Annotated in this window: 19 protein-coding genes; 3 read left to right on the top strand and 16 right to left on the bottom strand. The window is 54.0% G+C overall.

What is annotated here, in order from left to right; all coding sequences use genetic code 11:
* The first annotated feature begins 52 nt into the window (after nucleotides 1–52).
* Entirely contained in the window at nucleotides 53–316 is a 264-nt protein-coding gene (locus tag VV869_RS20690) for a Rho-binding antiterminator (RefSeq protein ID WP_337736832.1), read from the top strand.
* 94 nt (nucleotides 317–410) lie between these two features.
* Here VV869_RS20690 and VV869_RS20685 read toward each other — a convergent pair whose 3' ends face one another.
* Nucleotides 411–863 carry a methyltransferase family protein gene (locus VV869_RS20685; protein WP_337736831.1) on the bottom strand — a complete coding sequence of 151 codons (453 nt, stop codon included), beginning with the start codon at nucleotides 861–863 and terminating at the stop codon, nucleotides 411–413.
* A gap of 217 nt (nucleotides 864–1080) precedes the next feature.
* Between VV869_RS20685 and VV869_RS20680 the strand changes: the two genes are divergently transcribed.
* Nucleotides 1081–1503: a DUF3010 family protein gene (locus VV869_RS20680; RefSeq protein WP_337736830.1), complete on the top strand. Its 423-nt coding sequence runs from the start codon at nucleotides 1081–1083 to the stop codon at nucleotides 1501–1503.
* Nucleotides 1504–1577: 74 nt separating this feature from the next.
* Here the strand turns inward: VV869_RS20680 and VV869_RS20675 are convergent, their stop codons facing one another.
* The 10 genes from VV869_RS20675 to mrcB all read right to left on the bottom strand — a co-directional run bounded on the left by VV869_RS20675 (nucleotide 1578) and on the right by mrcB (nucleotide 15483).
* The gene (locus VV869_RS20675; protein WP_261604399.1) at nucleotides 1578–1796 is read right to left on the bottom strand and encodes a DUF3820 family protein; all 219 of its coding nucleotides are present in this window, start codon (nucleotides 1794–1796) and stop codon (nucleotides 1578–1580) included.
* A gap of 79 nt (nucleotides 1797–1875) precedes the next feature.
* Nucleotides 1876–2493, bottom strand: coding sequence for a fumarylacetoacetate hydrolase family protein (locus VV869_RS20670; protein WP_337736829.1), 618 nt, complete (start codon nucleotides 2491–2493; stop codon nucleotides 1876–1878).
* A 202-nt stretch (nucleotides 2494–2695) separates the two neighbouring features.
* The gene (locus VV869_RS20665; RefSeq protein ID WP_337736828.1) at nucleotides 2696–3280 is read right to left on the bottom strand and encodes a YceI family protein; all 585 of its coding nucleotides are present in this window, start codon (nucleotides 3278–3280) and stop codon (nucleotides 2696–2698) included.
* Between the two features lie 163 nt (nucleotides 3281–3443).
* Nucleotides 3444–5081 carry a methyl-accepting chemotaxis protein gene (locus VV869_RS20660; RefSeq protein WP_337736827.1) on the bottom strand — a complete coding sequence of 546 codons (1638 nt, stop codon included), beginning with the start codon at nucleotides 5079–5081 and terminating at the stop codon, nucleotides 3444–3446.
* Nucleotides 5082–5102: 21 nt separating this feature from the next.
* Nucleotides 5103–5351 carry a hypothetical protein gene (locus VV869_RS20655; RefSeq protein WP_337736826.1) on the bottom strand — a complete coding sequence of 83 codons (249 nt, stop codon included), beginning with the start codon at nucleotides 5349–5351 and terminating at the stop codon, nucleotides 5103–5105.
* Nucleotides 5348–7432 (bottom strand): NHL repeat-containing protein, encoded by a 2085-nt coding sequence (locus tag VV869_RS20650; protein ID WP_337736825.1) that lies wholly within the window; start codon nucleotides 7430–7432, stop codon nucleotides 5348–5350. Before VV869_RS20650 ends, VV869_RS20655 begins: the two co-directional genes overlap by 4 nt.
* 360 nt (nucleotides 7433–7792) lie before the next feature.
* Nucleotides 7793–8995: an EAL domain-containing response regulator gene (locus VV869_RS20645; protein ID WP_337736824.1), complete on the bottom strand. Its 1203-nt coding sequence runs from the start codon at nucleotides 8993–8995 to the stop codon at nucleotides 7793–7795.
* Complete coding sequence (locus tag VV869_RS20640) at nucleotides 8976–12164, bottom strand: CHASE domain-containing protein (protein WP_337736823.1); 3189 nt, start codon at nucleotides 12162–12164, stop codon at nucleotides 8976–8978. The genes VV869_RS20645 and VV869_RS20640 overlap by 20 nt, the downstream gene beginning before the upstream one ends.
* A gap of 357 nt (nucleotides 12165–12521) precedes the next feature.
* Nucleotides 12522–13070 carry an NUDIX hydrolase gene (locus tag VV869_RS20635; RefSeq protein WP_337736822.1) on the bottom strand — a complete coding sequence of 183 codons (549 nt, stop codon included), beginning with the start codon at nucleotides 13068–13070 and terminating at the stop codon, nucleotides 12522–12524.
* 52 nt (nucleotides 13071–13122) lie between these two features.
* Entirely contained in the window at nucleotides 13123–15483 is a 2361-nt protein-coding gene (gene mrcB / locus VV869_RS20630; RefSeq protein WP_337736821.1) for a penicillin-binding protein 1B, read from the bottom strand.
* Between the two features lie 178 nt (nucleotides 15484–15661).
* Here mrcB and VV869_RS20625 point away from each other — a divergent pair, with 178 nt between their 5' ends.
* Complete coding sequence (locus VV869_RS20625) at nucleotides 15662–16114, top strand: exoribonuclease R (RefSeq protein WP_337736820.1); 453 nt, start codon at nucleotides 15662–15664, stop codon at nucleotides 16112–16114.
* Nucleotides 16115–16180: 66 nt separating this feature from the next.
* On the opposite strand, the gene VV869_RS20620 is transcribed toward VV869_RS20625, so the two are convergent.
* From VV869_RS20620 to VV869_RS20600, 5 genes are all read right to left on the bottom strand, one after another.
* Nucleotides 16181–17890 (bottom strand): phospho-sugar mutase, encoded by a 1710-nt coding sequence (locus VV869_RS20620; protein ID WP_337736876.1) that lies wholly within the window; start codon nucleotides 17888–17890, stop codon nucleotides 16181–16183.
* 323 nt (nucleotides 17891–18213) lie between these two features.
* Complete coding sequence (locus VV869_RS20615; RefSeq protein WP_337736819.1) at nucleotides 18214–19701, bottom strand: LruC domain-containing protein; 1488 nt, start codon at nucleotides 19699–19701, stop codon at nucleotides 18214–18216.
* Nucleotides 19698–20081 (bottom strand): hypothetical protein, encoded by a 384-nt coding sequence (locus VV869_RS20610; RefSeq protein ID WP_337736818.1) that lies wholly within the window; start codon nucleotides 20079–20081, stop codon nucleotides 19698–19700. The genes VV869_RS20615 and VV869_RS20610 overlap by 4 nt, the downstream gene beginning before the upstream one ends.
* A gap of 292 nt (nucleotides 20082–20373) precedes the next feature.
* Nucleotides 20374–21708 carry an N-succinylarginine dihydrolase gene (gene astB, locus VV869_RS20605; protein WP_337736817.1) on the bottom strand — a complete coding sequence of 445 codons (1335 nt, stop codon included), beginning with the start codon at nucleotides 21706–21708 and terminating at the stop codon, nucleotides 20374–20376.
* Nucleotides 21709–22064: 356 nt separating this feature from the next.
* Nucleotides 22065–22451: a tautomerase family protein gene (locus VV869_RS20600; protein WP_337736816.1), complete on the bottom strand. Its 387-nt coding sequence runs from the start codon at nucleotides 22449–22451 to the stop codon at nucleotides 22065–22067.
* Nucleotides 22452–22593 lie beyond the last annotated feature (142 nt).

The raw sequence follows: 22593 nt of genomic DNA, 5'->3' as shown, positions 1-22593 counted from the left end.
GCGGGGCAAATCAACGATGATGAAATGACTCTACATTCAGGAAGAGAGACAGATGACGCACCCTTACCAACCGATTGATTGCAGCCTGTACGATTATTTTGAAATGGCCTGCCTGTTCCATTATCAGGTCAGATTGGAGCTAGCCGATTCGGACATCATTGAGGGACGGTGTCTCGATACTCAAATCACTCCGGATAAATCGGAATGGCTGTTGCTCGAAATTTCACCGACACAACGAATGTCCATTCGGCTGGATCAGATCCGCCGGATGACAGCCATCACGCCCGGCGCACGTTTTACCACAATTGCGTGTTAACCGCTTGTCAGTGACAAGCAAAACGGCGGGTGAAATAAACAACACATGAACTGAGTCCGTAGGGGCGGAATTTGCGTCAACGTCAGCGTCTACATTAACACCAGCGTCGCACCTGCTGACAATAACGCCGGTATTCATCGCCGAACAAATGCTCAAGTACCCCTTCCTCCGGTCCAATCTGGAAGTTATTCATATACAGAACAAACAAAGGAATGATGATCACCCCGGACAGGGCTGAGAAGTAAAAGAAAGCGGCAATCAATAACAGGAGCAACCCCAGATACATCGGATTGCGCGAGAAACGATAAATCCCACCGGTGACCAGGGTGGACGTTTTTTTCGGCCGATGAGGATCCACCGTCGTCCGGGCTTTGGCGAATGACACCACACCAGCCAGGCCAACCGTGGTCCCGCCCAGGCACAGCAGGAGAGTCACGGCCGACTGCCCCCAAAATGAAAATCGCCACAACGGCATATGTTCAGACAACCAATACATCGTCCCCAGAGCAATCAACATCAGTAGGGGGGGCGGTAATTTCAGATGCATAAGTGTACTCCTTCGAACGTTTCTATCCTTCTTATCTATAACTGTAGAACTATCCTTGAAAAACAACACTCTAACTCTTGCATTTTTCGCGATCCCCTGAAAAACGAACAAACACGTTGCACTTGGACGAGCGCAGACTGACAAAGCATGACAAAAGACTGACACCAGCCCGCGTATCGCCTACAATACGCCGCTAACAAGATATTTAGGTGTTGATATGAAAATTTGTGCTGTTGAGCTGAGAAGCAATGAAGCTGTCATTTGTCTGCTGTCAAAATCAAATGGCATGTTTGACTTGCCTGAGTGCCGGACGCAAAAATTCATCATGCAAGATTCGCTCGACAACATGCAGATGAAAGACTTCCAGTTCGCATTCAAGAAGCTGCTGGAAGACTACCAGGTTTCCCATGTCGTCATCCGTACACGTGAAACCCGTGGTAAGTTTGCCGGAAGTGCGGTGGGCTTCAAACTGGAAGCTGCGATTCAGTTGATTGATGGCATTGAGGTGGATTTCATCACCAGCAATGAAATCAAACAAAATCTGAAACGTAACCCACTGGCCATTGACTTCCGTGCCACCGACCTGCGTCAGTTCCAGGAAGCCGCATTCACGACAGGCTATGCCTACCTGAGCAAATAAGGCGACTTGCCGAAGCCAATCGAGAGCAAACAAAACGGGGAAGCCAAGGCTTCCCCGTTTCTCATGATGCCGGATTAATCTTCCCGCTTAAGCGGTCGGATAACCGATTCGAGCCCTTCGATCTTAAACTCCAGGGCTAACGCCATCAGCATGCCTAACTCGCCTTCCGGAAAGCCTTTTTTCTGGAACCACAACAGGTACTCTTCCGGCAAATCAATCAACACCCGGCCACTGTATTTGCCAAACGGCATTCTGACATTGGCTAGTTTGATTAGATGTTCTTTTTGAAACATGGTGCTCTCCTCGCTAGCCTGCACAGAATCACTGATTTCCCAGGCTGATTCAAGCCAACACGCACCAAGATCGCTCCGCTCAGGGTTGCGCTTCCCATAGATGACGCACCAACGTTTGGCCATCGAGCACCAGCGCGCCGGTAAAGACAGCACCCGGGCGAACCTCGCCGACTCCTGCTGGTGTACCGGTCATCACGATGTCGCCATCATCCAGCTGCATGAAGCTCTGGATTTCGGCCAGAATCTGATCCGGCTTATACATCATCAGGGAGGTATCCCCCTGTTGTACCTGTTCACCATCAATCTCCAGCGTTAAGCCCAGCAAGCCATCGCTTTCGGGTAACGGGACAAATTCACTGAACACGGCTGCGCCGTCAAACGCTTTACTGCGCTCCCAGGGAAGTGACTTGGCTTTCAGTACACTCTGAACCTCCCGCTTGGTCAGGTCGAGGCCAAACGCCGCTGCGGCAAAGCGCCCTTGCTGGTAGAGGTAGGCAATCTCGCCTTCATAATGTAGGGTTGCGCCGCCATGTGTCGCAGACAGCGTCTCGGAAATCGCCGAGTTGGGCTTATTAAAAATCACCATCTCGTCCGGCATTTCATTCCCTAACTCATGAACATGGGCCACATAGTTGCGACCAATACATACAATTTTACCCGGAGCAATTTGGGTTTGCTGATAGCTGACTGTCTTCATCCTTGTTCCTTCTGACCAATACCTTGTTGTCCATCGCTGATCCGTGCGGTTCCCGAAGCCGGGCATTCCGGTTCCGGTTTCAACTGTTCAGCTGGCGCCTCAACGCGGGGAACAGAGTAACCGCTCCCACACAATAAATAAAGCCGGCAAATGCCGGCTTTATAAACAAATACAATTAATTATACGAAACGAAAGCTGGCGTTTACAGCTTCACAAAGACCAGTTGTGCATTCACCGGGACACTCAATAGAATCGAATTCAGTTTGGCAATATTTTGCAGTACCTCGATCCCCTTATCCAACCCAAAAGGCTGGGAGCTGATCAAAACCGGCCAGGTCGTCGTCACCAGCAAACCACCATTTTCCAGGCCGGTGGCTTGCAGTTTTGCCTTGAGCGTCTGGGTTTGACCATGCAGATCAAGCGTAAACGCCGTGTCGAGGGACTGCGTTTTACCCGGAGCCATAGACGTCAACAGCGCCGGATCAACCTTCGCCGTCAGGGTTGCAAACGGAAAACCTTCGACTTCAAATAGTTCCTTTTTCATCCGCTCATCCCGGATGGAGATCTGGCTGTCGATACTGGACAGATCAATCACCACCTTCACGCTTCCGTCGTCCGCCACCGAACCACTTAAGTTCCGGAAAAAATGAGGTTCAATCACCGCATCATTTTTGACCGATAAAAAATTCACGCTCGAGCGGGGGTTATCCAGCTTCCAGTCGGCCCAAACCTGCGGACAAACCCCAAGCAGCAACGCCATCAACAACCCATGCAAAATCACGCGCATTGTGTTCTCCCTATTCAACTGAAATTCAATAAGCCATTGTTCTAGCGATGTGTTTAACCTTACGTTTCTACACTATAGGCGAAGTTCAACCGATCGGCGGGATTATTCGCAAACGCAGGCACCTCATCGGCGCCTGCAATTACATTGACGGGGTCATCTCAACCTAGCTGACTTTGAAGCGATTGATCATCCCCATCAGATTCTGTGAAACCTGGCTCAACTCTTCACTGGCGCTGGCCGTTTGCGACGATTCCTGCGACACCGACAGAGAGGTATCTTTCAAGCTCACCACGTTCCTGTTTATATCGTTGACCGTCAGGCTTTGCTGCTCGGTTGCCGTTGCAATATGCTGGCTCATGGCCTGGATCACATCGACTTCCCGGTGAATCACCATCAGCGCCTCTCCGGCACGGGCCGAAATGCGCGATGCGTTCCGCGCTTTTTCGCTCCCCTGGCTCATCACCTGAACCGCATTTTCCGCGCCCGCTTGCAGCTTCTCGACAATGTTCTGAATCTCGACCGTGGATTCCTGCGTGCGCTGGGACAAGGTTCTGACCTCATCGGCGACCACAGCAAACCCACGCCCGGCTTCCCCGGCCCGGGCCGCTTCAATCGCAGCATTGAGCGCCAACAGATTGGTCTGCTCAGCAATCCCCCGGATCACCTCCAGGACCTTATCGACATTGCGGCTGTCTGCCGCCAGTTGATCGACAACCTGACTCGCACTGGCGATGTTTTCCGCCAGTAAATTCGCTTCGGCGATATTCTCTTCGATAATGGCTTTACTGGCCTGGGTTTGCTTGGCTGCCGTGATGCTGGAATCATTGGCTTCCACCGTCCGACCGGCCACCTCTTCGACCGTCGCCAGCATTTGCGTCATCGCGGCCGCCAGTTGCTCAACATCATTCTGTTGCTGAGACAAACTCTGATCCATCACAGCCGTGGATGTCGACATCTGATTGGCAGCCGCCGCCACTTGCGCACCCGCCACGCTGATATTTTGCATAATGCTTTGAATCGAGCCGACAAACTGATTGAAATAACGTGCCAAGTCGACCAGCTCAATCGGACCGTCTTCGGTTAACCTCTGAGTGAGATCCCCTTCCCCGCGCGACAAGTCTCGCATGGCAGACACCGTCTGTTTCAATGGCGTGGTGATTGAGCGAATAAAGAAAATTATCAGCACCGACAGAGCCGCCAGGATCATCGCAGCATTCAGCATCACAATCGTTTCCGAACGTGTAATGTCCGCCTGCAACGCCTCCATATTCAGCCCGCTGCCAACCAACCAATTCCAGGGCCCGAAGGTCAGGGCATAACTGGTCTTCGGCTCCAGCAAGGTCTTGTCTTCGCTGTTGGGCCACAGGTAATCAACAAACCCGCCCCCGTTGGCGCCTTGCCGGTACAGTTCCCGGACAAACTCAACGCCATTGGCATCTTTCAGCCCAAGGGTATTTTTGCCGATCAGAGCCGCCACCCCACTCGCCAGCTGGACCCCGGTATCATCTCCGACAAAAATATAATTGCCATGGTCAAACCGCATCGCAGACACCGCAGTAAGGGCCGCCTGCTGGGCGGCCTGTTCGGTCATCACACCACTCTGGCTTAATCCGTGATAATAACTCACAATGCCAACCGCGCTTTCGACCAGCATCACCACGCCCCGCTCGTGGTTCTCCCGCATATGTTCCCGCGTCTTACTGGCATTAAGCAGGGTATTCACCGCCAAACCAACGGCGAACAACCCGAGGATCAACCACACCCTAGACGCAATGGTCATTTGTGACAATGAACCTTTCATAACACACCCCCATCCAGCCCCCTATTGTTCCCCTGGGCCGGTCACTCGCTGATGATCAAAACATTGCTCATGATGCCGGTACAAAGCCGCCAGCTTCTCCTTGGCTGTTTGCGTCTCGCCTGCCGGGTCCGTCGAAAAGTGCCTGACGACCTCAGCAAAATGCGTGATGAGTTGCTGCGAATGTTGCTGCGACTGTGGACACAGTTCAGGCGGCCGATTGGTTTGTAGTTCCAGTCGCTTCTGGCGCGCCCGTTGAATGACGAATGTCATGCCGGCACCTCTTCATGGCTGTTGAAATGATGAAAACGATAAACATTGATTCGATTTAACGCACAGTCCGGTAAATACACCCGGCCCTTCCTGACATGCATCAGGTACGGCATCCACAACTGCCCTTTGTCAGGGTCGGCGCCAAACCCGCAAAAACTATCCACAAAAGTTCCGTCCGGTTGAAACACTTTAATGGCCCGGTTCACCAGATCGGACACAAACAGATAACCCCCGTCATAATCAATGCTGGTCGGCAGCAGAAAATCATCACTTCGGGTGCCATAACCTTCCTGGCCAAAGCTTCCGATCCACCGGTGCTGGTTGTCGTAGATTTCAATCCGGTTGTTGGTTTGATCGGTAATATATAAATCACCGTTCTCTAACACCGTAATGTCTGTGGGCGTGTGGAACTGGCCATGTTCATCTCCCAACCGGCCGAACACTTCCACCAGCCCGGCAATGCCCAGCGCATTGATCCGCCACCGGGCAATCCGGTTATTGCCGGAATCGGCGATGAAGATATCGTTGGTAACCGGGTCGATTTCGATTCCCTGCGGTTTATTCAACTGCCCGGGCAGGGCACCCAATCCGCCAAAGAAGGTATAGGGGATCAGCTCCCCGATCCGGGGGTCATACTGAAAGACTGACACAATCCCGCTGAGATAATTGCCCACGATAATCATCGGCACACTGGCATCCACCTGGCCGGGGAGTCGGGATCGGGGCGTATAAGCAGCAATCCCCAGTGAGCCTGGCAGCAGCGGTAAACTAATGGGCGCAGCCGAATCTGTCTGGCCACTGTCACTGGCCTGAAGCTGGTAATTCCCGGCATCCACCATCCAGAGCAGCGCTTCGGGATCGTCAAACTTGTCGTTCAGCAGGATCCGCAGCCAGGTCTGCTGCCAGCGCTGAACCCACTCCGTTTGTGCAGCCATCGCAAGGCTGAACCAGGAAGGCATGCCAGCCGGCTGCATCGCCTGGAACAATTTATCCTGCCACCCCAGCTGATGGTTCAGCCAGCTTTCCAACAGTGGAAAAGGCTGGCGACGCGGTGACGATGGCGGATTTGCCGTCATCTCCCCTGCGACCGCGGTCACAAAATGAAACTGGCCGGGGTTATCCCGCTCATCGCCGATCCGCTGTAACACTTTGGTTGCGCGAACTGTTTGGTCTTTAAGCGACGGCAGGTGAACTTGATGGACCTGAAGTGACGCCAAAATCGGCTCGGTAATCAACAAGCGATTTTTCCCGGGCAGCGGCGTGATCTGAATGGGGGCAAAGAAGCCGTCCAGTACGCCTTGAAGCCGACCTTCCAGGTTATATACAGAGATCGCGTTCGGCTCTGCTCCGGGGATTAAGATCCGGTTCTGGATCACCGCAACATCACGCGCCAGTGCCAGCCCGTCAATGTAGCACTTCTGAGTGCCTTCAAAAGGAAGTCCCTGTCCCTGCCAGTTGCAGCGAACCACGGTCGCAAAGCCGGTATTTGCAATATACAGCGCGCCCTGATGATCGAGACTCAGCCCCTGGGGCCACAACAAGTGGATTGGGCCATCAGGGCCTTCAATCTGATGAATGGAACGGCGATACTCACCGGTTTCTGAGAAAACCACCAGCCGGCTGGCCCCGCCTTCCCCTTCATAGAACTCATCGGCGACACACAGTTCTCCCTGATAAAAGGCCAGCCCGTTCGGCCCCTGAAGCTGGACATGCGGTTCATCACCGAAACAGCGCTGTGATGTAATGTTGAGCTGCTCATCGTACGTCAGCAGGTGTATGCGCCGATTGCCGATATCACTGACATAAATCCAGGGTTGTTCCGGGTGGGCCAGCAGGCGGAACGGCATGTTGAACGCCTGTGGCCCCGAACCGATGGTGCCGAAATGGCCAATGACCTGCTCAAGCACATAGTCAAAGATCAATATCCGGTTATGCGCCGTGTCTGCCAGCCAGAGATTGCCGTACCGATCCACGCAGCTTCCCACCGGCGTATTAAGCGATACATTGCCTTCAACAGCACAAGGCACTTCAGGAAGGCGCTCAACCACACGCCCGATGTATGACTGAAATTCGATTCCCATGTTGCAGGTCCATCCACTTTGGTGATTCGACAGTATATGAGGTTAATTACATATCAATTATCATTAGCTGATGGATTGGCGGTTGAAAAATAATCACCTGCAGAGTTTGACTGAGTTCAAACTTTATTGATACGGCCGACGGATGCCTCGTCTGTCTCGACAAAAATAAACACGGCCAGGATCCGAGCTTACGGATCACTGGCCGTTCTTATTGACGCCACGGTGTCACGGTCACGTTCCCGATTCACACGTGGCCTCAGTCGACTCACCTGCTCAGGACACGGCGTTCCGTGAAGAGATAAAACCTGCCCGGATTCTTACGTCGCGACTGATTCTGACGAGAAACGCGTCGTTATCAGCTTACTCCTGCGGACTCATGTATGGCTGGCGATGCTCATGCCATGCTTCAATCCAGGAGAACAACTCCCCTGCCGGCATCGGCTGCGCAATATAGAACCCCTGAGCCACATCGCATGTTGTAGTGCGAATAAATGCCCAGTCTTCCGCGGTCTCTACCCCCTCGGCCACTGAACGCAGTCCCAGTTGTGAAGCCATAGTGGCACTGGCTTCAAAGATAATTCGCAGCGCCGGATCTGAATGCGCATCGTGCACAAACCCGCGGTCAATTTTCAGCTCATTGAACGGCGTATCACGCAGTTGTGCCAAAGACGAGTGCCCGGTGCCGAAATCATCAATTGACAGTGCCACGCCTTTGATCCGCAAACGGGTCAGAATATCCAGCGCCGCCTGTCGATCCTTCACCAAACGACTTTCAGTGACCTCAAGCACCAGGCCGGAGAGATGAACACCAATATCGTCCGCGACTTCCTGCAGCCAATCCGGAAATGCCAACGATGTCAGGCTTTCCATCGACACGTTGACCGCCATCGTCAGTTGGATGCCATCGTTATGCCAGGCCTGAAGCAACTCCAGCGCCCGGGCCAGCACAATCACCGTCAGTTCTCCAATCAGACCGCACTCTTCGGCCAACGGCACAAACCGATCAGGTTCAATCAGGCCGTATTCCGGGTGCAGCCAACGCACCAGGGCTTCCACGCCAAGCACCTCTCCGGTGTGCACATCCACCTGCGGCTGGTAATAGTTCACCAGTTGCCCCTGCTGAATCGCCTGACGAAGCTCATCAATGGTGCATTCAAACGGATTATCCACACAAGTCACAGTATTGAGTGTCGGTCGTTTCGCAATGATCGCTTTAATTTGGGATGCGGTGACTGGTTTTTGCAAGCCTTCCAACACGTTCAGTTGATGCGCCTGCGCAAGCGCGCGGGCACCTTTTAAAATGGCGCGTTCCTGACCGCTCATCAGAACGACGCCTCCCCGAAATCCAATGCGTCCCAGATGACGAACAAACTCAATGCCATCCATTTGCGGCATACGCAAATCACAGAACAGCAGCTCCACTTGCTCCGGATTCTGTTCCAGGGCCCGCAGTGCATCCTCAGCATTGTCGTGCAGGAGCAACTCCTCACTCACCAGCGAATTGAGCTGGTGTGCAATTAACTTCAATGAAAATGACTCGTCGTCAATTAACATGATGGCCATAAGTTTCTCCTAATTGCGCCGCTTTACCGGCAAGATAAGCCTTCACGGCAGCTTCTGTACTCGCGGACACATCTGCCAATTGCGCCATGAACGCGGACGCAGCAGAAAGATCGCCCTTGGTGCAGGTATTTTCCAGCTCGGCACACAAATCACCCAGTTGAAGTGCCCCGACAGAACGAGAAGATGACTTCAGCTTGTGCGAAATTTCAATCATTTGTCTAACATCTTCATCACTGTAAGCTTGTTGCAATAACTTTTCCTGACCCTGCATCACGGAAAGGTATTCTGTGAGAAACTCATCCACAACCGCCGGGTCAGAGCCCACCAGCGCTTCCAGTTTAGACACTTGCAACACCACCACAGCAGGTTTCGGGGCACCCAGCATCTGCTGTGGCTGGGCTTGTTCCGATTCACACACAGGATGCGGGAGCCATTGCGCCAGAACCTGCCTGAGTACATCCAGCTGCACCGGTTTGGTCAGGAAATCATCCATTCCCGCTTCCATCGCCCGTCGTTTCTCGCCCCTCAGCGCATTGGCTGTCAGGGCAATAACGGGTTTGCGCTGGCTGCCAGTTTCCGCATCACGCACCGCGCGGGTTAACTGATAGCCGTCCATTTCCGGCATATGCAGATCCGTCAGCAACAGGGCATATTGATCATCCTGCCAGAGCTGCCACGCCTGACTCCCGTTTTCAGCAACTTCTGCGGCATACCCCAGCATGTTCAGCTGCTTGAGGATCACCTTGCGGTTAATCTCGTCGTCTTCGGCCACCAGGATCAATCGCTGTTCTGCCCGGGCCTGCGCCACAGTCGGGGCTGCTGGTAGAATTGCACCACTTTCCCCGACGGTTTCCGTGACCGTGCTCGGTGACATCACCCCGGCAGCCACAGCAACGGCCTCCAGGAATTCCCGACGACGCATCGCCAGGCCGCTCATGGTGACCGTATTGGGTAAGGTGCATTGGAATGCCCGCTCTCCACCGGGTGTCAGGATGAGGCGCCGTATCTGTGTCAGAGTGTCAAGCGGGTCTTGCGGCTCATTCGCAACCCATGCTGATGGCCCTGAGGCGGTAATGACCACCGTGTTGGCCGACAATCCCCGGACCAGTGCCAATGCCTCCGCTTCCCGGGCGACAATCTGTACTTTCCCCCCGGCCAGATGCAGATAAAGCGCCAGATCGTCAACCGGTAACTCGGGGTCGGCTATTAACACAGCAAAGACCTGATCCAAATGCGGCGGCACGAAAAGTCCCTCACCAGAGACCGGCTGGATCGGCAGCGTGACCGTAAACTGTGCGCCCTGCCCCGGACGGCTTTCCACATCAATGATTCCCGCCAGCAACGCCACCAGCCGTTGGGTAATCGCCAATCCGAGACCGGTGCCGCCAAACCGCCGGGTAGTCGAGGACTCCGCCTGGCTGAAAGATTCAAACAGCGAGCTCTGCGCCATGTCCGAGATCCCGATACCATTGTCGATCACCCGAAACACGACCTGCTCCGGTTTCCCTTCAGGGCACTCCACCCGAATCCAGACTCGCCCGGCAATATTTTTGCGCCCGCCACTGAACTTAATTGCGTTGCCAATCAAGTTATAGAAGATTTGTCGAAGTCGGGTCGGATCTGACGCCACCCAGGTCGGGATCCGGGGGTCAATAAATAGATGAAGGGACACCCCCTGACGCTCCGCCAATGGCAGCAGAGAGGTACAGATCCCCTCCACTATTCCTTCGATCGCCACCGGGATCTGCTCCAGTTCCAACCGTCCGGCTTCAATTTTGGAGAAATCCAAAATGTCATCGATTAGGCGCAGCAAGGAAAATGCGGAGTCCCGAATGGTGTTGACTTCATCTTGCTGGCGACTGTCCAGCTCACTGTGTGAGAGCACTTCCAGTAAACCGATCACCCCATTCATCGGGGTCCGGATTTCATGGCTCATGGCCGCCAGAAAAGCTGACTTGGCCTGGCTAGCCTGCTCAGCCTCCTCACGGGCTAGTTCCAGTTTGTCGTTGGTCGCACGCAGTGAAGCGGTTCGCTCAGATACACGCAATGCAAGCTGCTCGCGTTCGCGGGCAATTTCTTCATTGGCAACTTTCAATTGCCGGGTCCGCTCATCAACCCTCACTTCAAGCTGTAAATTCAGCTCCCGCAACGCCCCTTCGGCTTGTTCCCGGGCCCGGACTTCGCGATTCAGCCAGACCGTGCTTTGATAAGAGCTGATTAACATCCGGCTCATCACAAACAGCAACAAGCTCAACAAACCACCGGCGGTGAGGGTGATCCAGGACAGGGAAAAATCAATGGTTGACTCAAAGGCTGGTGTCGCACTGAACGCAACCGTCCAGGGATGGCCGGCAATATAGATAATTTCCGTTGATTGCAGTGCGGGCGGGGTGCTGGACAGATCCAGCTTGAGTACTTCATGGCCATCAAACAGCAACTGCTCAGGACGATTGGACTTCCCGTCAAATAACTGAAAACTCACAGCAGAGTTGGTTGTCAGCAGCCCCTGCAATAAATTCCCGGCACGAAATGGACTGTACACATACCCGACAAAGGCCTGACGACGTGCTTCAATCGTCTCTGGCGGGGTTGCCACGTTATACACGGGCAAGTAGAGAATAAATCCCGGCTGTATTTCTTCTGTGAGGGGATCGGTCCACGCCACTTTGCCTGACAGTACCGCGGAGGCACTGTCCCGGGCCTTGATCAGCGCCGTCTGCTGCTCGGGAAGCATCTGCATATCGAAGCCGTAATACTGATAATTCAGCTCATCCATGGGTTCGATAAAGACCGTCGGCGTATATGTTTCCCGCTCCCCTTCCGGAATAATGCGGTAGCGGCCCAAGCCTTCTGCCTGTATTTGCCGGATATGCGCCTGTTTATCTTGATCTGTAACCGGCACAGCAAATCCGATGCCGTGAATCCCGGGATAGTGCATCCCAAGGCGCAGCTTTCTCACATAGCTTTGCCATTCGAGACGCTCAACCTGCTCTGACGCCGCGAACAAGGCCACGCCGCCCAACAAGACCTGCTCATGGGCCACCATTCGACTTTTGATCCGCGCCGCCACGTCATGGGTTTCATTCTGAAAACGTTGCTCAACATCCCGGTTGACATAGGCGGTTGCCAATTGCCATGAAATTGCCGTGACGACGAGCGAAAGGAACAACACTATCCATGGTATTTTTCGAGCTACACCGACTTCTAGCACTGGCTGTCCTTCTCTCAGTGTTTTGCCTGGCAAATTCCATCGCCGGGCAGCCTGGTTTAGGGATGCAATGTTTCAAGGTTCAGAGTGTCAAGGTTCAGAGTGTCGAAATTCAGGGTGCCGAAATTCAGGGCATCAGGCCCCGCATACCCACACATTGCATATAACATTTTTAGTACACAGGGACGCAAATTAACAAGGAATTAATCGAATCAGGCAGCAGATGCTGATGAAATGAGGTCAGGTGGGCGGGAAGTGTTACAAAACCAGACAGGTTTACTGGCTTTGTAACACTTCTTGAAACAGCTGGTAATCGAATTAAGCGATTTTTTGTTGCGCACTATGTTGCGCAGGGAGCAGTTCATCAACAATCTGTTTGAGCAGGAAAGTTTCACGCTCGATCGACATCCCTTTCTTATCACTATTGGCCATGGTTTCTTCATTGTGACGAATGGCATCGAAGATATTGATCCAGACCGGTTTCATCCCGTTGCTGATTTCGTAATCTTCCAGTTGCGTCTCTCCCAGCTCGGTATCAATGGTGCAGACGTAACAGTAGGACTCCATATGCACGATGTCGTGCTCCGGCTTGTACCAGGGACGAAACTCTTCGTAGAGACCAAACTCCCGGAGATCGCGAATATTACGCGCGCCGGTTTCTTCGGCCAGCTCGCGGATTAAGCCCTGAACGATATCTTCCCCGGCATCGACCCCGCCCCCCGGCAAGGTGTAATCGTGATAGCGAGCGGTGTAGAGCATCAGAATGTTCTCGCCATCCAGAATGATGCCACGGGCCGCTCGGCGGTGAAAAATACGCCCTTCCAGGGTGTCAATATCCGGATGGACCGTTGATCTCAGTAATCGCATACTTGCTTATTCATCTTTTGCTTCAGACAGGCCGGGCATTCTAGCGAACCTGTTACCACTTGAACAGGCGATGGAAGAAGTCCTCGACCTGTTTGATGCAGGTTTGCTTGAGTACACCTCGCGGATCCCAGGCAGGTAAGTCCATCGTCCCGATACATGACTGCTCCAGCCCGCCCATCGGATGACGCTGATAGGTAAAGTTTTGAATTTGAGCCGGGGTGCGCATCACCAGAGGCTCCGGATCCCGACGCTGAATATAGTCCGCATACAAACGCAGCGGGCCGGATGAGCCGGTGAGGTTCGCGCTCTGGTTGTCATCGCGTCCCATCCAGACGGTCACCACTTCCCGACCGTCAACCCCCACATACCAGCTGTCTCGGCCTTTATCTGAGGTGCCAGTTTTACCGGCCAGACGTGACGACGGCAGCACGGAATTCAGGTAACGGGCGGTGCCTTCGGTCACGACTTTCTGCATGGCATATAAGGTTAGCCAGGAAGCTTGCTCGGGCACAGCCCGGGCTGATTTCGGGATACGCTGATAGAGGATATTCCCCTCACTGTCGACCACCGAACTCAGCGCCGTCAGTTCGCTCTTCATACCCCCGCTGGCGATGGTCTGATACATCTGCGTGACTTCCACTGGGGTCAGAGTAAAGGCACCCAGCAACATCGAAGGCAATTTCGGGACTTCCTGGCGATCCACACCCAGCAGATCCAGCGTTTCGATGACCCGATCCAGACCAACGGCCAACCCGAGATTAACCGTCGGCACGTTGTAAGATTTCGCTAACGCCTGGTACAAGGGAACCTGACCGCGATACTGGCGATCATAATTGCGTGGCGACCAGCGTTCGCCATTCTCGCCCGTGAGCGTGAGTGGCCGGTCAGCCAGAGTCGTCGCCAGAGAAAAACGTTCCGGCTGTGACAGCGCCGATAAATACACCGCAGGCTTCACCACAGAACCAATCGGCCGGCGGGCATCGATAGCCCGGTTGAAGCCGTCGAAGCCCGGACGGCTGCCGCCCACCATGGCACGAATTTCACCGCTCAGGCGATCGGCCACCACCACCGCGGTTTCTAACTCATTACCGGCCTGTTTTTCCAATTGTGGAATGGTTTTCCGGACCGCCTGCTCCGCTTTGGCCTGAGAATCCGGATCGAGCGTGGTAAACAACCGCAGCCCCTGACCGGGACGATAATCTTTCACGTTGTCTGCCAGCTCCCGCTCCAACTGACCAAAATAGGCCGGCTGGCGATGCGCCACCTGCCCTTTGGATTGCAAATCCAGCGGACGCTTGATCGCGCGCGCATAGTCCGCCTGCTCCAGCTTGCCACTCTCGACCATCAAGCGCAGCACCAGATTTCGCCGCTCTGTTGCGCGTTCCGGATAACGCCAGGGATGATAGTAAGAAGGCCCTTTGACCAGACCGACCAACAACGCTTGCTGATCAACCCGCAGCTCGGTCAGCGGCAAACCAAAGTAAAAACGCGCACCCAGCTCAAAACCATGAATCGCATCAGCACCGGCCTGCGCCAGGTAGATTTGGTTCAGATAAGCATCCAGAATTTGATCTTTGCTGTAGCGATAATCGATGATTAACGCCATATAGGCTTCTTTCAGCTTGCGCCATAAACTGCGCTCGCTGCTGAGGAACAGATTCTTCGCCAGCTGCTGAGTCAGGGTACTGCCACCCTGAACCGTCCGGCCAGCCTTCAGGTTGGCAACCAGTGCCCGGGCAATCGCTGCCGGTGACACACCGTCATGCTGGTAAAAATCACGATCTTCGGTCGCAATCAAGGCATCAATCAAAGGCTGCGGCATATCCGCTTTCGCTCGGTAAATCCGCTGCTCGTCGGCTTTGGCTTCCAGCATGCCCAGCAACTTCGGCTCGACACTGAAGGTGCCGTATTCCCGGCCGGTATCCGGCTCATAAATCCGCTTCACTTTGGAATAGCTGAACTCCACCACGACATGTTGCTGCGCTTTTTCGCCATCCGAAAACTCAAACGGACGCCGGATGAACTCCACCTTGAGTCGGCTGGTCGCATATTCGCCGCTCTGGGTCGGGCGGCTCACTTTGCGGTACTTGAGCGTTTCCAGCTCATTGACCAGATCCTCGTAACGGATCAAAGCGCCGGGTTGCAACGTCAACTCGCGGGCATACACTACAGACGGCAGCTGCCACAATTGCCCTTCAAATTTTTCCGTCACCACCTGATTCAGCGAATGGCCCATCCAGGCTCCGCCACCGGCCAGCAAGGCAACGCCCAGCACACCGGCTTTGAGCAGTCGTTTCTTAGGCCGGGTCGTCACCGGCGGCGGTGTCGGTTCAGGCGATGCACCCGCTCCCTGACGAGATTCATCAGCGGGCGGTACATGCGGCGTCTTGGGGTTTTGTTCTGGTGTCGTCATGATAATTTGCAATAAAAATGGGCAGCAACAGAGAAGAATCGGAGCAGACAATACCCGAGCCCCCTTCCGGCAATGTCATCGGCCTGTCAAAGAAACACCTCGCCCCGCGTGTCGCGACTGGCCTTTCACGGCAAAATCACGCAGAATACGCGCCCTGAATGAGATGCCGAGAACAACTATGGAACGCGATTACCAACTTGACTGCCTGCTCACCATGCCCCGCCATGAACTGGAAGAATTCAGCTTACGGGTGATTGGCCGAATGGTCCCGGAAGATGTGATGGAAGAGCTGTTTACTTTTGAGCATGAAGAAGTGGACAGCGAAGAGCGGATGCAGGCAGCCCGATTTGATGCCCTGCTGCGGATGACGGCAATCGCTCTGGGTGAAGTCAATGTCGCGTTTTCCGAATCAGCGCAGGCGCAACAAAACATTGAGCGCATGACCCGTCTGATCCTCTGGCACTTCTACGCCATGTCATTCAACCTGGAAGAAGCTATCACCCTGGAGCAGCATTGCACACAAGTCGAAACTATCCTCAAGCAGGCCCCGAAAGACGCCTTCGGCTGGATCAAGGTACTCACCGAGCTGCTGCACACTTATGCCGACCTGAGTGACAAAAGCAACGGGTAAGATGGCTAGGATACCGTCAGCCCCTGGCTGACGGTATGAGGCAACCGGATTCCGGTTTGGTGGGGATTAACCCAGCAGGGATTCCTGATGATGGGTGATGAGATCTGCCATCGCATCTGCGGCCCGCTGCTGCGCATGCGCCAGCGTATCTTCGTGGGCGATCAACTCAACCACTTCGTAATAACACTTCAGCTTCGGCTCGGTCCCTGACGGACGCACCACCACCCGCGACCCATCATCGAGATGATAGATCAGCACATCACTGGCCGGCAGATCGATCGGTTCAACCGCCCCGTCGGCATGGATCCGCTGCGAAGTCTTCAGATCTTCTGTGATCATCACCTGACGCCCGGCAATACTGGCCGGCGGCTCCGCCCGCAGTTGCTCCCCAACCGATGGCGCGCCGGGCTGTAAGGCAATACTGCGCTGGGCATTGAGGTACAAGCCATGCTCACGATAGATGGATTCCAGCTGATCCCAGATCGTTTTGCCCTGCGAAGCCAACTCAGCCGTGAGCTGGGCAAAGGCCACCAGCGCGGACAGGCCGTCTTTATCCCACACCTCGCTGCCGACGGTGTAGCCCAGTGCCTCTTCGTAAGCAAACAGGAAGCGGCTGTCTTCGCTCTGGCGTTGCATCGCAACATTGGTGAGCCACTTGAACCCGGTCAGCGTCTGGAAGTAATTCGCTTGCTGGGCTTTCGCGACCTGCTTGAGCAAGCTTGAAGAGACTATCGTGGTTCCCACCAGATTCTGACCCGGCTCGGCATGAGTGAGCAGGTAATGCCCCAACAATACCCCCACCTGATCGCCGGTCAGCATCTGGTAGTCACCGGCTTCGGTGCGAACCGCAACGGCAAATCGGTCGGCATCCGGGTCATTGGCGCAAGCCAGCGTCGCGCCGTGTTGTTTCGCTTCGGCAATCACCATATCCATTGCGCCCGGCTCTTCGGGGTTCGGGAAGTTGACCGTCGGAAAAGTACCGTCCGGCTCGCGCTGCGCTGCAACGCTGTACACCTGGGTAAACCCGGCATCAGCCAGCAAAGCCTCGGCCATGTGCGCACCAACCCCGTGCATTGCGGTATAGGCGATACTGACGGATTCCGGCTGGGTGTGGTTGGACAACAGTGCGCTTTGATTAAGCGCATGGCGGTAAGTGTCATAGAACGACTCGCTCAGCCAGTACAGCAGTCCCTGCTGCTTGGCCAGTTCCAAATCCAGGAGATCCAACTCTTGCCGGGTGGCCAGATCAATCTTTTCCGCAATGCCGCTGTCGTGGGGAGGAATGATCTGCGCACCATTGCCCCAGTACACTTTGAAGCCGTTATAGGCCGGTGGGTTGTGACTGGCGGTCACCACCACCCCGGCCGCCGCGCCAAAATGTTTCACCCCGAAGGCAACCATCGGCGTCGGCGCCACATGGGTGGTCATGTAGACTTTAATGCCCTGCGCCGTCAGGACCGACGCAGTGTCATGGGCAAATCGTTTGGAGTCCGGCCGCCCATCAAACCCGATGACCACACCGCGCTCCGCGGCATCGGATTCTGTGGCCAGCAGGTACTGACCCAGCCCGGTGGCCGTTTCCCGGATCACCAGGTGGTTCATTCGGTTCGGACCAGCCCCCACAATACCGCGCAGGCCCGCCGTCCCAAATGCCAGACGACCGGAGAATCGCTCAGCCAGCTCGGCTTCATTGTGGGTATCGATCAGCTGTTGAAGCTCATTACGGGTTTTCGGATCCGGGTCACGCGCTAACCAACGCGCAATTTCTGTCTTCATCATGACTATTCCTACAACGCAAGTTTCAGAACACAGCAATACAAATGAGAGTTATTATCACCAATTTACGCTCATTCTATGACTTTCTGACACATCAAATGCTGAAATATTCGCCAATTCAGGTAAGGTCGACTGCGTTGAATACATCATGGCGATTAAAAACACCATGGCTTTGACAACCCTAGCCCTCAAAACGGATAACACCAAGTATAGAGGGAATCGGGTACTCAACCATTCTGCGCGGCGACGGCCTGCAGGCCGCCCGCTGTGGCTGTCACTGTCTCATGTCATCATTTGGATCGATCCCGCCGGGTGATCCGGGCCTAATCCCACTTCCAGAAGGATTTGCCGATCCCTCTGACTTTGTTGGTGGTCGGCGCCTGATACCAAGGCGTTGCCTCGACCCCGTCATTCAGGACATACCCCAGGAAATTGCTGTACGCCTCCCCCAAATCGACATATTCCAACGGGGGTTGCCAGTCATCCGGAATAATGACGGCGAACGGGTAGCCCTGCGCATTTTTAAAGCCGCCCGCCGTCTCGGCATTGTTCACCGAAAAGGCCAGCCGGGAAGCCTGCTCAGACAAGTGAATTTCATAACCGGTTCCGGGCACATACAGATACGGATCATAAGGCGGCAGAGCGATGTCACTGACTTTCAGAGGCGTCTCAAAGTCCACCACAACACTGAATTTATGGCCTTGCACCAGCGGCTCTTCCGCTTCGGTATTGGCAAACGCTTTGCCGGGGATCTGCATCAGGGCTTTAGTGCCCGTCAACAATCGCTGATCGAAACTCCCGTTCTGACTAAACGACTTCGGATAACCGCTTTCCTGCTCGGCCGTCCCCGGTTTAAACAAGTTCACTGTTCCCGTCCCCGATGTACTCTCAGGTAACCCGATGTGCAAATACCAGTCGTGGGTATAATCTGAGCCCCGGGCAATGATATAACCGTAGACAATCAAAGAATTCACGTCCTCGCCCGTCATACCGTATCCCACCCGGTATCCGACCACCAAGTCGTTAAAATCATAATCGTTTTTCGCCGGATAGTTATCTTCATAGGCTGCGATGTAATAGTCATCTGCCGCCGGATAATAGACCCAGGACTCAGACGTGTTTTGCACCTGGTTTTGGGTGATCACCAACGGCGCCTCTTCCTGGCCCGGTGCGAGGTCAGCCAAGTACTGCGCATCTTCAACACTGATCAAGGCCAGGTCTTCAAATCCTGCGGTGTAATCATAGAAGGCTTCCGGGTCGCCCAGCTGCGTATTGGTCTCCAGTAAACTGACGACTAAGGTTGCCGATACCGCCTGATCCAGCGCCATATCCACCGGAATAGTTAAAAGACCATCAAAAGATGTTCCATTGAGCTCACTGTCAGCGTTCGGCGTGATCAGGGACGAGCCGGTCTGGCCAATAATCGTAAAATAGCTCTGGCGCTCCGTTTGACCGGCGCTGGCCAGCAAAGAACTGGTTGGCGTGGAAAAATCAGTAAAGGTATAGCTGTTCCCGCCGCTGACAATGGTCAACTGCACAGCGCTGATGGTTACCCCCTGAGTCGAAGCTTTTTCAGTACCACTTGCCGCTTCATTAATATCAACGGCGAGGACCAGCGCGCCGTTGTGAGCCAAACGGAACGCTTCCAGTTCAGCCGGAGTCAGTGCCGCGGTGCTGTGCTTCAAATCAAACAGATTGATATTACCTTGCCCGTTTTTGATGGTATCCGTGAGCAATACAGAAACCGGCTCCGCCCAAACGACCGGACTCAGCCACAACCCGCACAACCAGAACCAAACATGCTTTTTCATATCGCGACCTCCCTGGTCATCCCCTGCTCCCCCTCATAATCACTGAACAAATCAAACCGGACGGTTTGCACGTGGTTTGGCAGCGACAAAGGCAAGGTAAAGACGGATTGCGGATCAATTGTGCCGAGATACAACACACTCCCGGACGACAGATAGACTTTCAGATACAGGTGCTCACCCACCAGACCATATTCCCGTGGGTCCAGTTTAAAAGTGCGCAGTTGGTATTGCTGGAATCTGGCATCAGCCGGAACCGTGTTGTCGGCCAACAAAGAACTGGAGACTGATTCGGCCACATCACCCGAGTCCGGGGCAGTCGAACCACCGCCGCCACATCCAACCAACAGGACACCTATCAAACTCAATCGTGTAATTTTCATGGCTCTCTCCGGATTACATCCCGGCGAGAACGTTTCACATCCCGTGCCAACTTAATAAAGGCTAAGAAATCAATATTTTAACGAGATAATCTATCATTCACTTTTCCGTGGTTTGCAATTTGCAAATCGTCCTGGCAGACCGTCAGACAAACGACAACGGGTTCAATTACGTGATCAAACAGCGGTGGAAATACATGGAGAGGAAAAGTGCCAGCTTATTTCAGACGAAGGAGAAACAAAAAGCGGTACATACATATACCGCTTTCTTTGGTCATGGCTTGCGCCCTGCAGTTTAGCGCTGGAACGGATAAACGCTGCCCAGAGACAGGATCTGAGTCAGTTCATCCAACGCTGTGCGCGATTCCACCAGCAGTTGCGGATCAGCCAGATCGGCTTCAACCAGGCTGTCACGGTAATGACGATCAACCCACTGGTTCAGACGGGTAAACAAAGCATCATTCATCAGCGTCGATGGGTTCACCGCCTGACGTTCCTGCTCATTCAGCACCACACGCAGACGCAGACAAGCCGGACCGCCGCCGTTGGCCATGCTTTGCTTCAGGTCGTACACTTGCACCTTATCAATGCCACGTTTTGCAGCCAGCAGTTGCTCGATGTACGCCCAGACATTCGGGTTATTGCGACACTCTTCCGGCAGTACCAGCATGGTCTCGCCGCTCGGCAAGGAAACCAGCTGAGAGTTGAACAGATAACTGTGAACCGCATCGTCCACCGACACCGCGCTGGTCGGCACTTCAATCACATTGAACTGGCCGCCCATTTTCTGTGACAGTTGATCGTAAACCCCTTGCTGATCCAGGAAGGCTTGCTCATGGCAAAACAGGATATCCCGGTTGCCGACAGCAATCACGTCGTTATGGAACACCCCTTGATCAATCACATCCGGGTTCTGCTGGGCAATCACTACTTTATTCGGATCCAGCTGGTGCAGGCGCGCGACGGCTTCGCAGGCTTCAAACGTATGGCGGGCCGGGAACTTCCTCGGCGCCGGGTGACGGCTGTCAAACGCATAACGACCAAAGACGAAAAATTCTACCCCCTGATCACCATACTGATGGCAGAAGCGGGTATGGTTCGCTGCACCTTCATCGCCGAAATGCTCGACGGTCGGCAGCGCCGCATGGTGAACAAAATGCTCCGGCGACGCGAAAGTCGCTTTCAGGATCCGCCCGGTCACATCGTGCTCGATCGAACGGTGGAACTTGTTGGTCAGGTTCGCCGGCGTAAAATGGATTTTACCGTCCGCTGTATCTGATGACGGTGAAACGGTCGCGGCATTGGCTGTCCACATGCTTGAAGCTGAGCAGCATGCAGCCAGCACTTTCGGTGCCTGTTTTGCGGCTTGCTCAATCACGGCCTGATCACTGCCGGTAAAACCAAGGCGACGGAGAGTTTGCACATCCGGACGCTCTTGCGGAGCCAATACTCCTTGTACCATGCCCATGTCGGCAAGCGCTTTCATTTTTGACAGCCCTTGCTTCGCGGCCTGTTTCGGGTTTGATGGGGCAGCCTGGTTTTTGGCCGACGCCACGTTACCGTATGACAGACCACTGTAGTTATGTGTTGGTCCCACCAACCCATCAAAATTTGCTTCAAGTGCTTTCATAGACATTCCATGTTTGTTCATAACATCGTAAAGATAACAAAACATTTACATTATCAACAAGTGCGGCACAATATGCCATTCGATACCCATTAATTAGATAGTATCACTGCTACACAGCATGACTATTCATCGCCTGAGAAATGACCATGATTCCCCGCTTCCCGCATGCTTCCGACCGGACGCCATTTTTTCAGCCCATTTCCTCCCAAAGCGCGTGGCACGCCAATATTCAGTGTCTGCCGCACTCAACGCTCGAGTACATATTTACCCACTTCTCCACACAAAAAAATCAGCCTGAAATTGGCTGACTTTTTTCAATTTTGTGTACACGATCAGGCTTCTGACGGCCGATCTACTCACAAATCCCACTCCACAACGTGGCCTTCATCGTACACACCATCGCTATACGCCGGGGTGAAATTGATAAAAATATTATTTTTCTCAATGGGGATCTGTTCGGAAATTGTATGGGCAATTAGTTCCAGCATCGCCGCAATCTGTGCTTCGGTATTGAAGTTCGGTGCGATCAAATCCACCAGCAACGGATGGGTGGTTTCTGGCTGGTTGTTCACCACCTGGCCATGATGCGCATAATGTCCGGCAGGCAGATATTCCCAGGTGACCATAATGTGATGCAGCGGGATCTTGGCGGCATCGGAGACGGCACGGGATAACGAAGTCACTGCTTCAGCCACCTTCGACTCCTGTTCAAACGGCAACGACTTAATACGAATGAGCGGCATAGTGACTCCTTTTCCTTCCGGTGATCGCCCGAAACGATGTGATTCAGCTCGGGACACGATGTAACGGAATAGCTGATGTAACGGACGATTTAATGAATAAGTTAGCTAAAGCCTAGTGAAAGCCTGCACATCACCCCTATCT

This window comes from Photobacterium sp. MCCC 1A19761 (assembly GCF_037389125.1).
Lineage (GTDB): Bacteria > Pseudomonadota > Gammaproteobacteria > Enterobacterales > Vibrionaceae > Photobacterium.
This window is presented reverse-complemented; position numbering and strand designations above follow the sequence as displayed.

Bases quoted from the DNA above. Each gene is read 5' to 3' on its own strand.
- VV869_RS20690 (WP_337736832.1), top strand. From the start codon at position 53: ATGACGCACCCTTACCAACCGATTGATTGCAGCCTGTACGATTATTTT.
- VV869_RS20685 (WP_337736831.1), bottom strand. From the start codon at position 863: ATGCATCTGAAATTACCGCCCCCCCTACTGATGTTGATTGCTCTGGGG.
- VV869_RS20680 (WP_337736830.1), top strand. From the start codon at position 1,081: ATGAAAATTTGTGCTGTTGAGCTGAGAAGCAATGAAGCTGTCATTTGT.
- VV869_RS20675 (WP_261604399.1), bottom strand. From the start codon at position 1,796: ATGTTTCAAAAAGAACATCTAATCAAACTAGCCAATGTCAGAATGCCG.
- VV869_RS20670 (WP_337736829.1), bottom strand. From the start codon at position 2,493: ATGAAGACAGTCAGCTATCAGCAAACCCAAATTGCTCCGGGTAAAATT.
- VV869_RS20665 (WP_337736828.1), bottom strand. From the start codon at position 3,280: ATGCGCGTGATTTTGCATGGGTTGTTGATGGCGTTGCTGCTTGGGGTT.
- VV869_RS20660 (WP_337736827.1), bottom strand. From the start codon at position 5,081: ATGAAAGGTTCATTGTCACAAATGACCATTGCGTCTAGGGTGTGGTTG.
- VV869_RS20655 (WP_337736826.1), bottom strand. From the start codon at position 5,351: ATGACATTCGTCATTCAACGGGCGCGCCAGAAGCGACTGGAACTACAA.
- VV869_RS20650 (WP_337736825.1), bottom strand. From the start codon at position 7,432: ATGGGAATCGAATTTCAGTCATACATCGGGCGTGTGGTTGAGCGCCTT.
- VV869_RS20645 (WP_337736824.1), bottom strand. From the start codon at position 8,995: ATGGCCATCATGTTAATTGACGACGAGTCATTTTCATTGAAGTTAATT.
- VV869_RS20635 (WP_337736822.1), bottom strand. From the start codon at position 13,070: ATGCGATTACTGAGATCAACGGTCCATCCGGATATTGACACCCTGGAA.
- mrcB (WP_337736821.1), bottom strand. From the start codon at position 15,483: ATGACGACACCAGAACAAAACCCCAAGACGCCGCATGTACCGCCCGCT.
- VV869_RS20625 (WP_337736820.1), top strand. From the start codon at position 15,662: ATGGAACGCGATTACCAACTTGACTGCCTGCTCACCATGCCCCGCCAT.
- VV869_RS20620 (WP_337736876.1), bottom strand. From the start codon at position 17,890: ATGAAGACAGAAATTGCGCGTTGGTTAGCGCGTGACCCGGATCCGAAA.
- VV869_RS20615 (WP_337736819.1), bottom strand. From the start codon at position 19,701: ATGAAAAAGCATGTTTGGTTCTGGTTGTGCGGGTTGTGGCTGAGTCCG.
- VV869_RS20610 (WP_337736818.1), bottom strand. From the start codon at position 20,081: ATGAAAATTACACGATTGAGTTTGATAGGTGTCCTGTTGGTTGGATGT.
- astB (WP_337736817.1), bottom strand. From the start codon at position 21,708: ATGAAAGCACTTGAAGCAAATTTTGATGGGTTGGTGGGACCAACACAT.
- VV869_RS20600 (WP_337736816.1), bottom strand. From the start codon at position 22,451: ATGCCGCTCATTCGTATTAAGTCGTTGCCGTTTGAACAGGAGTCGAAG.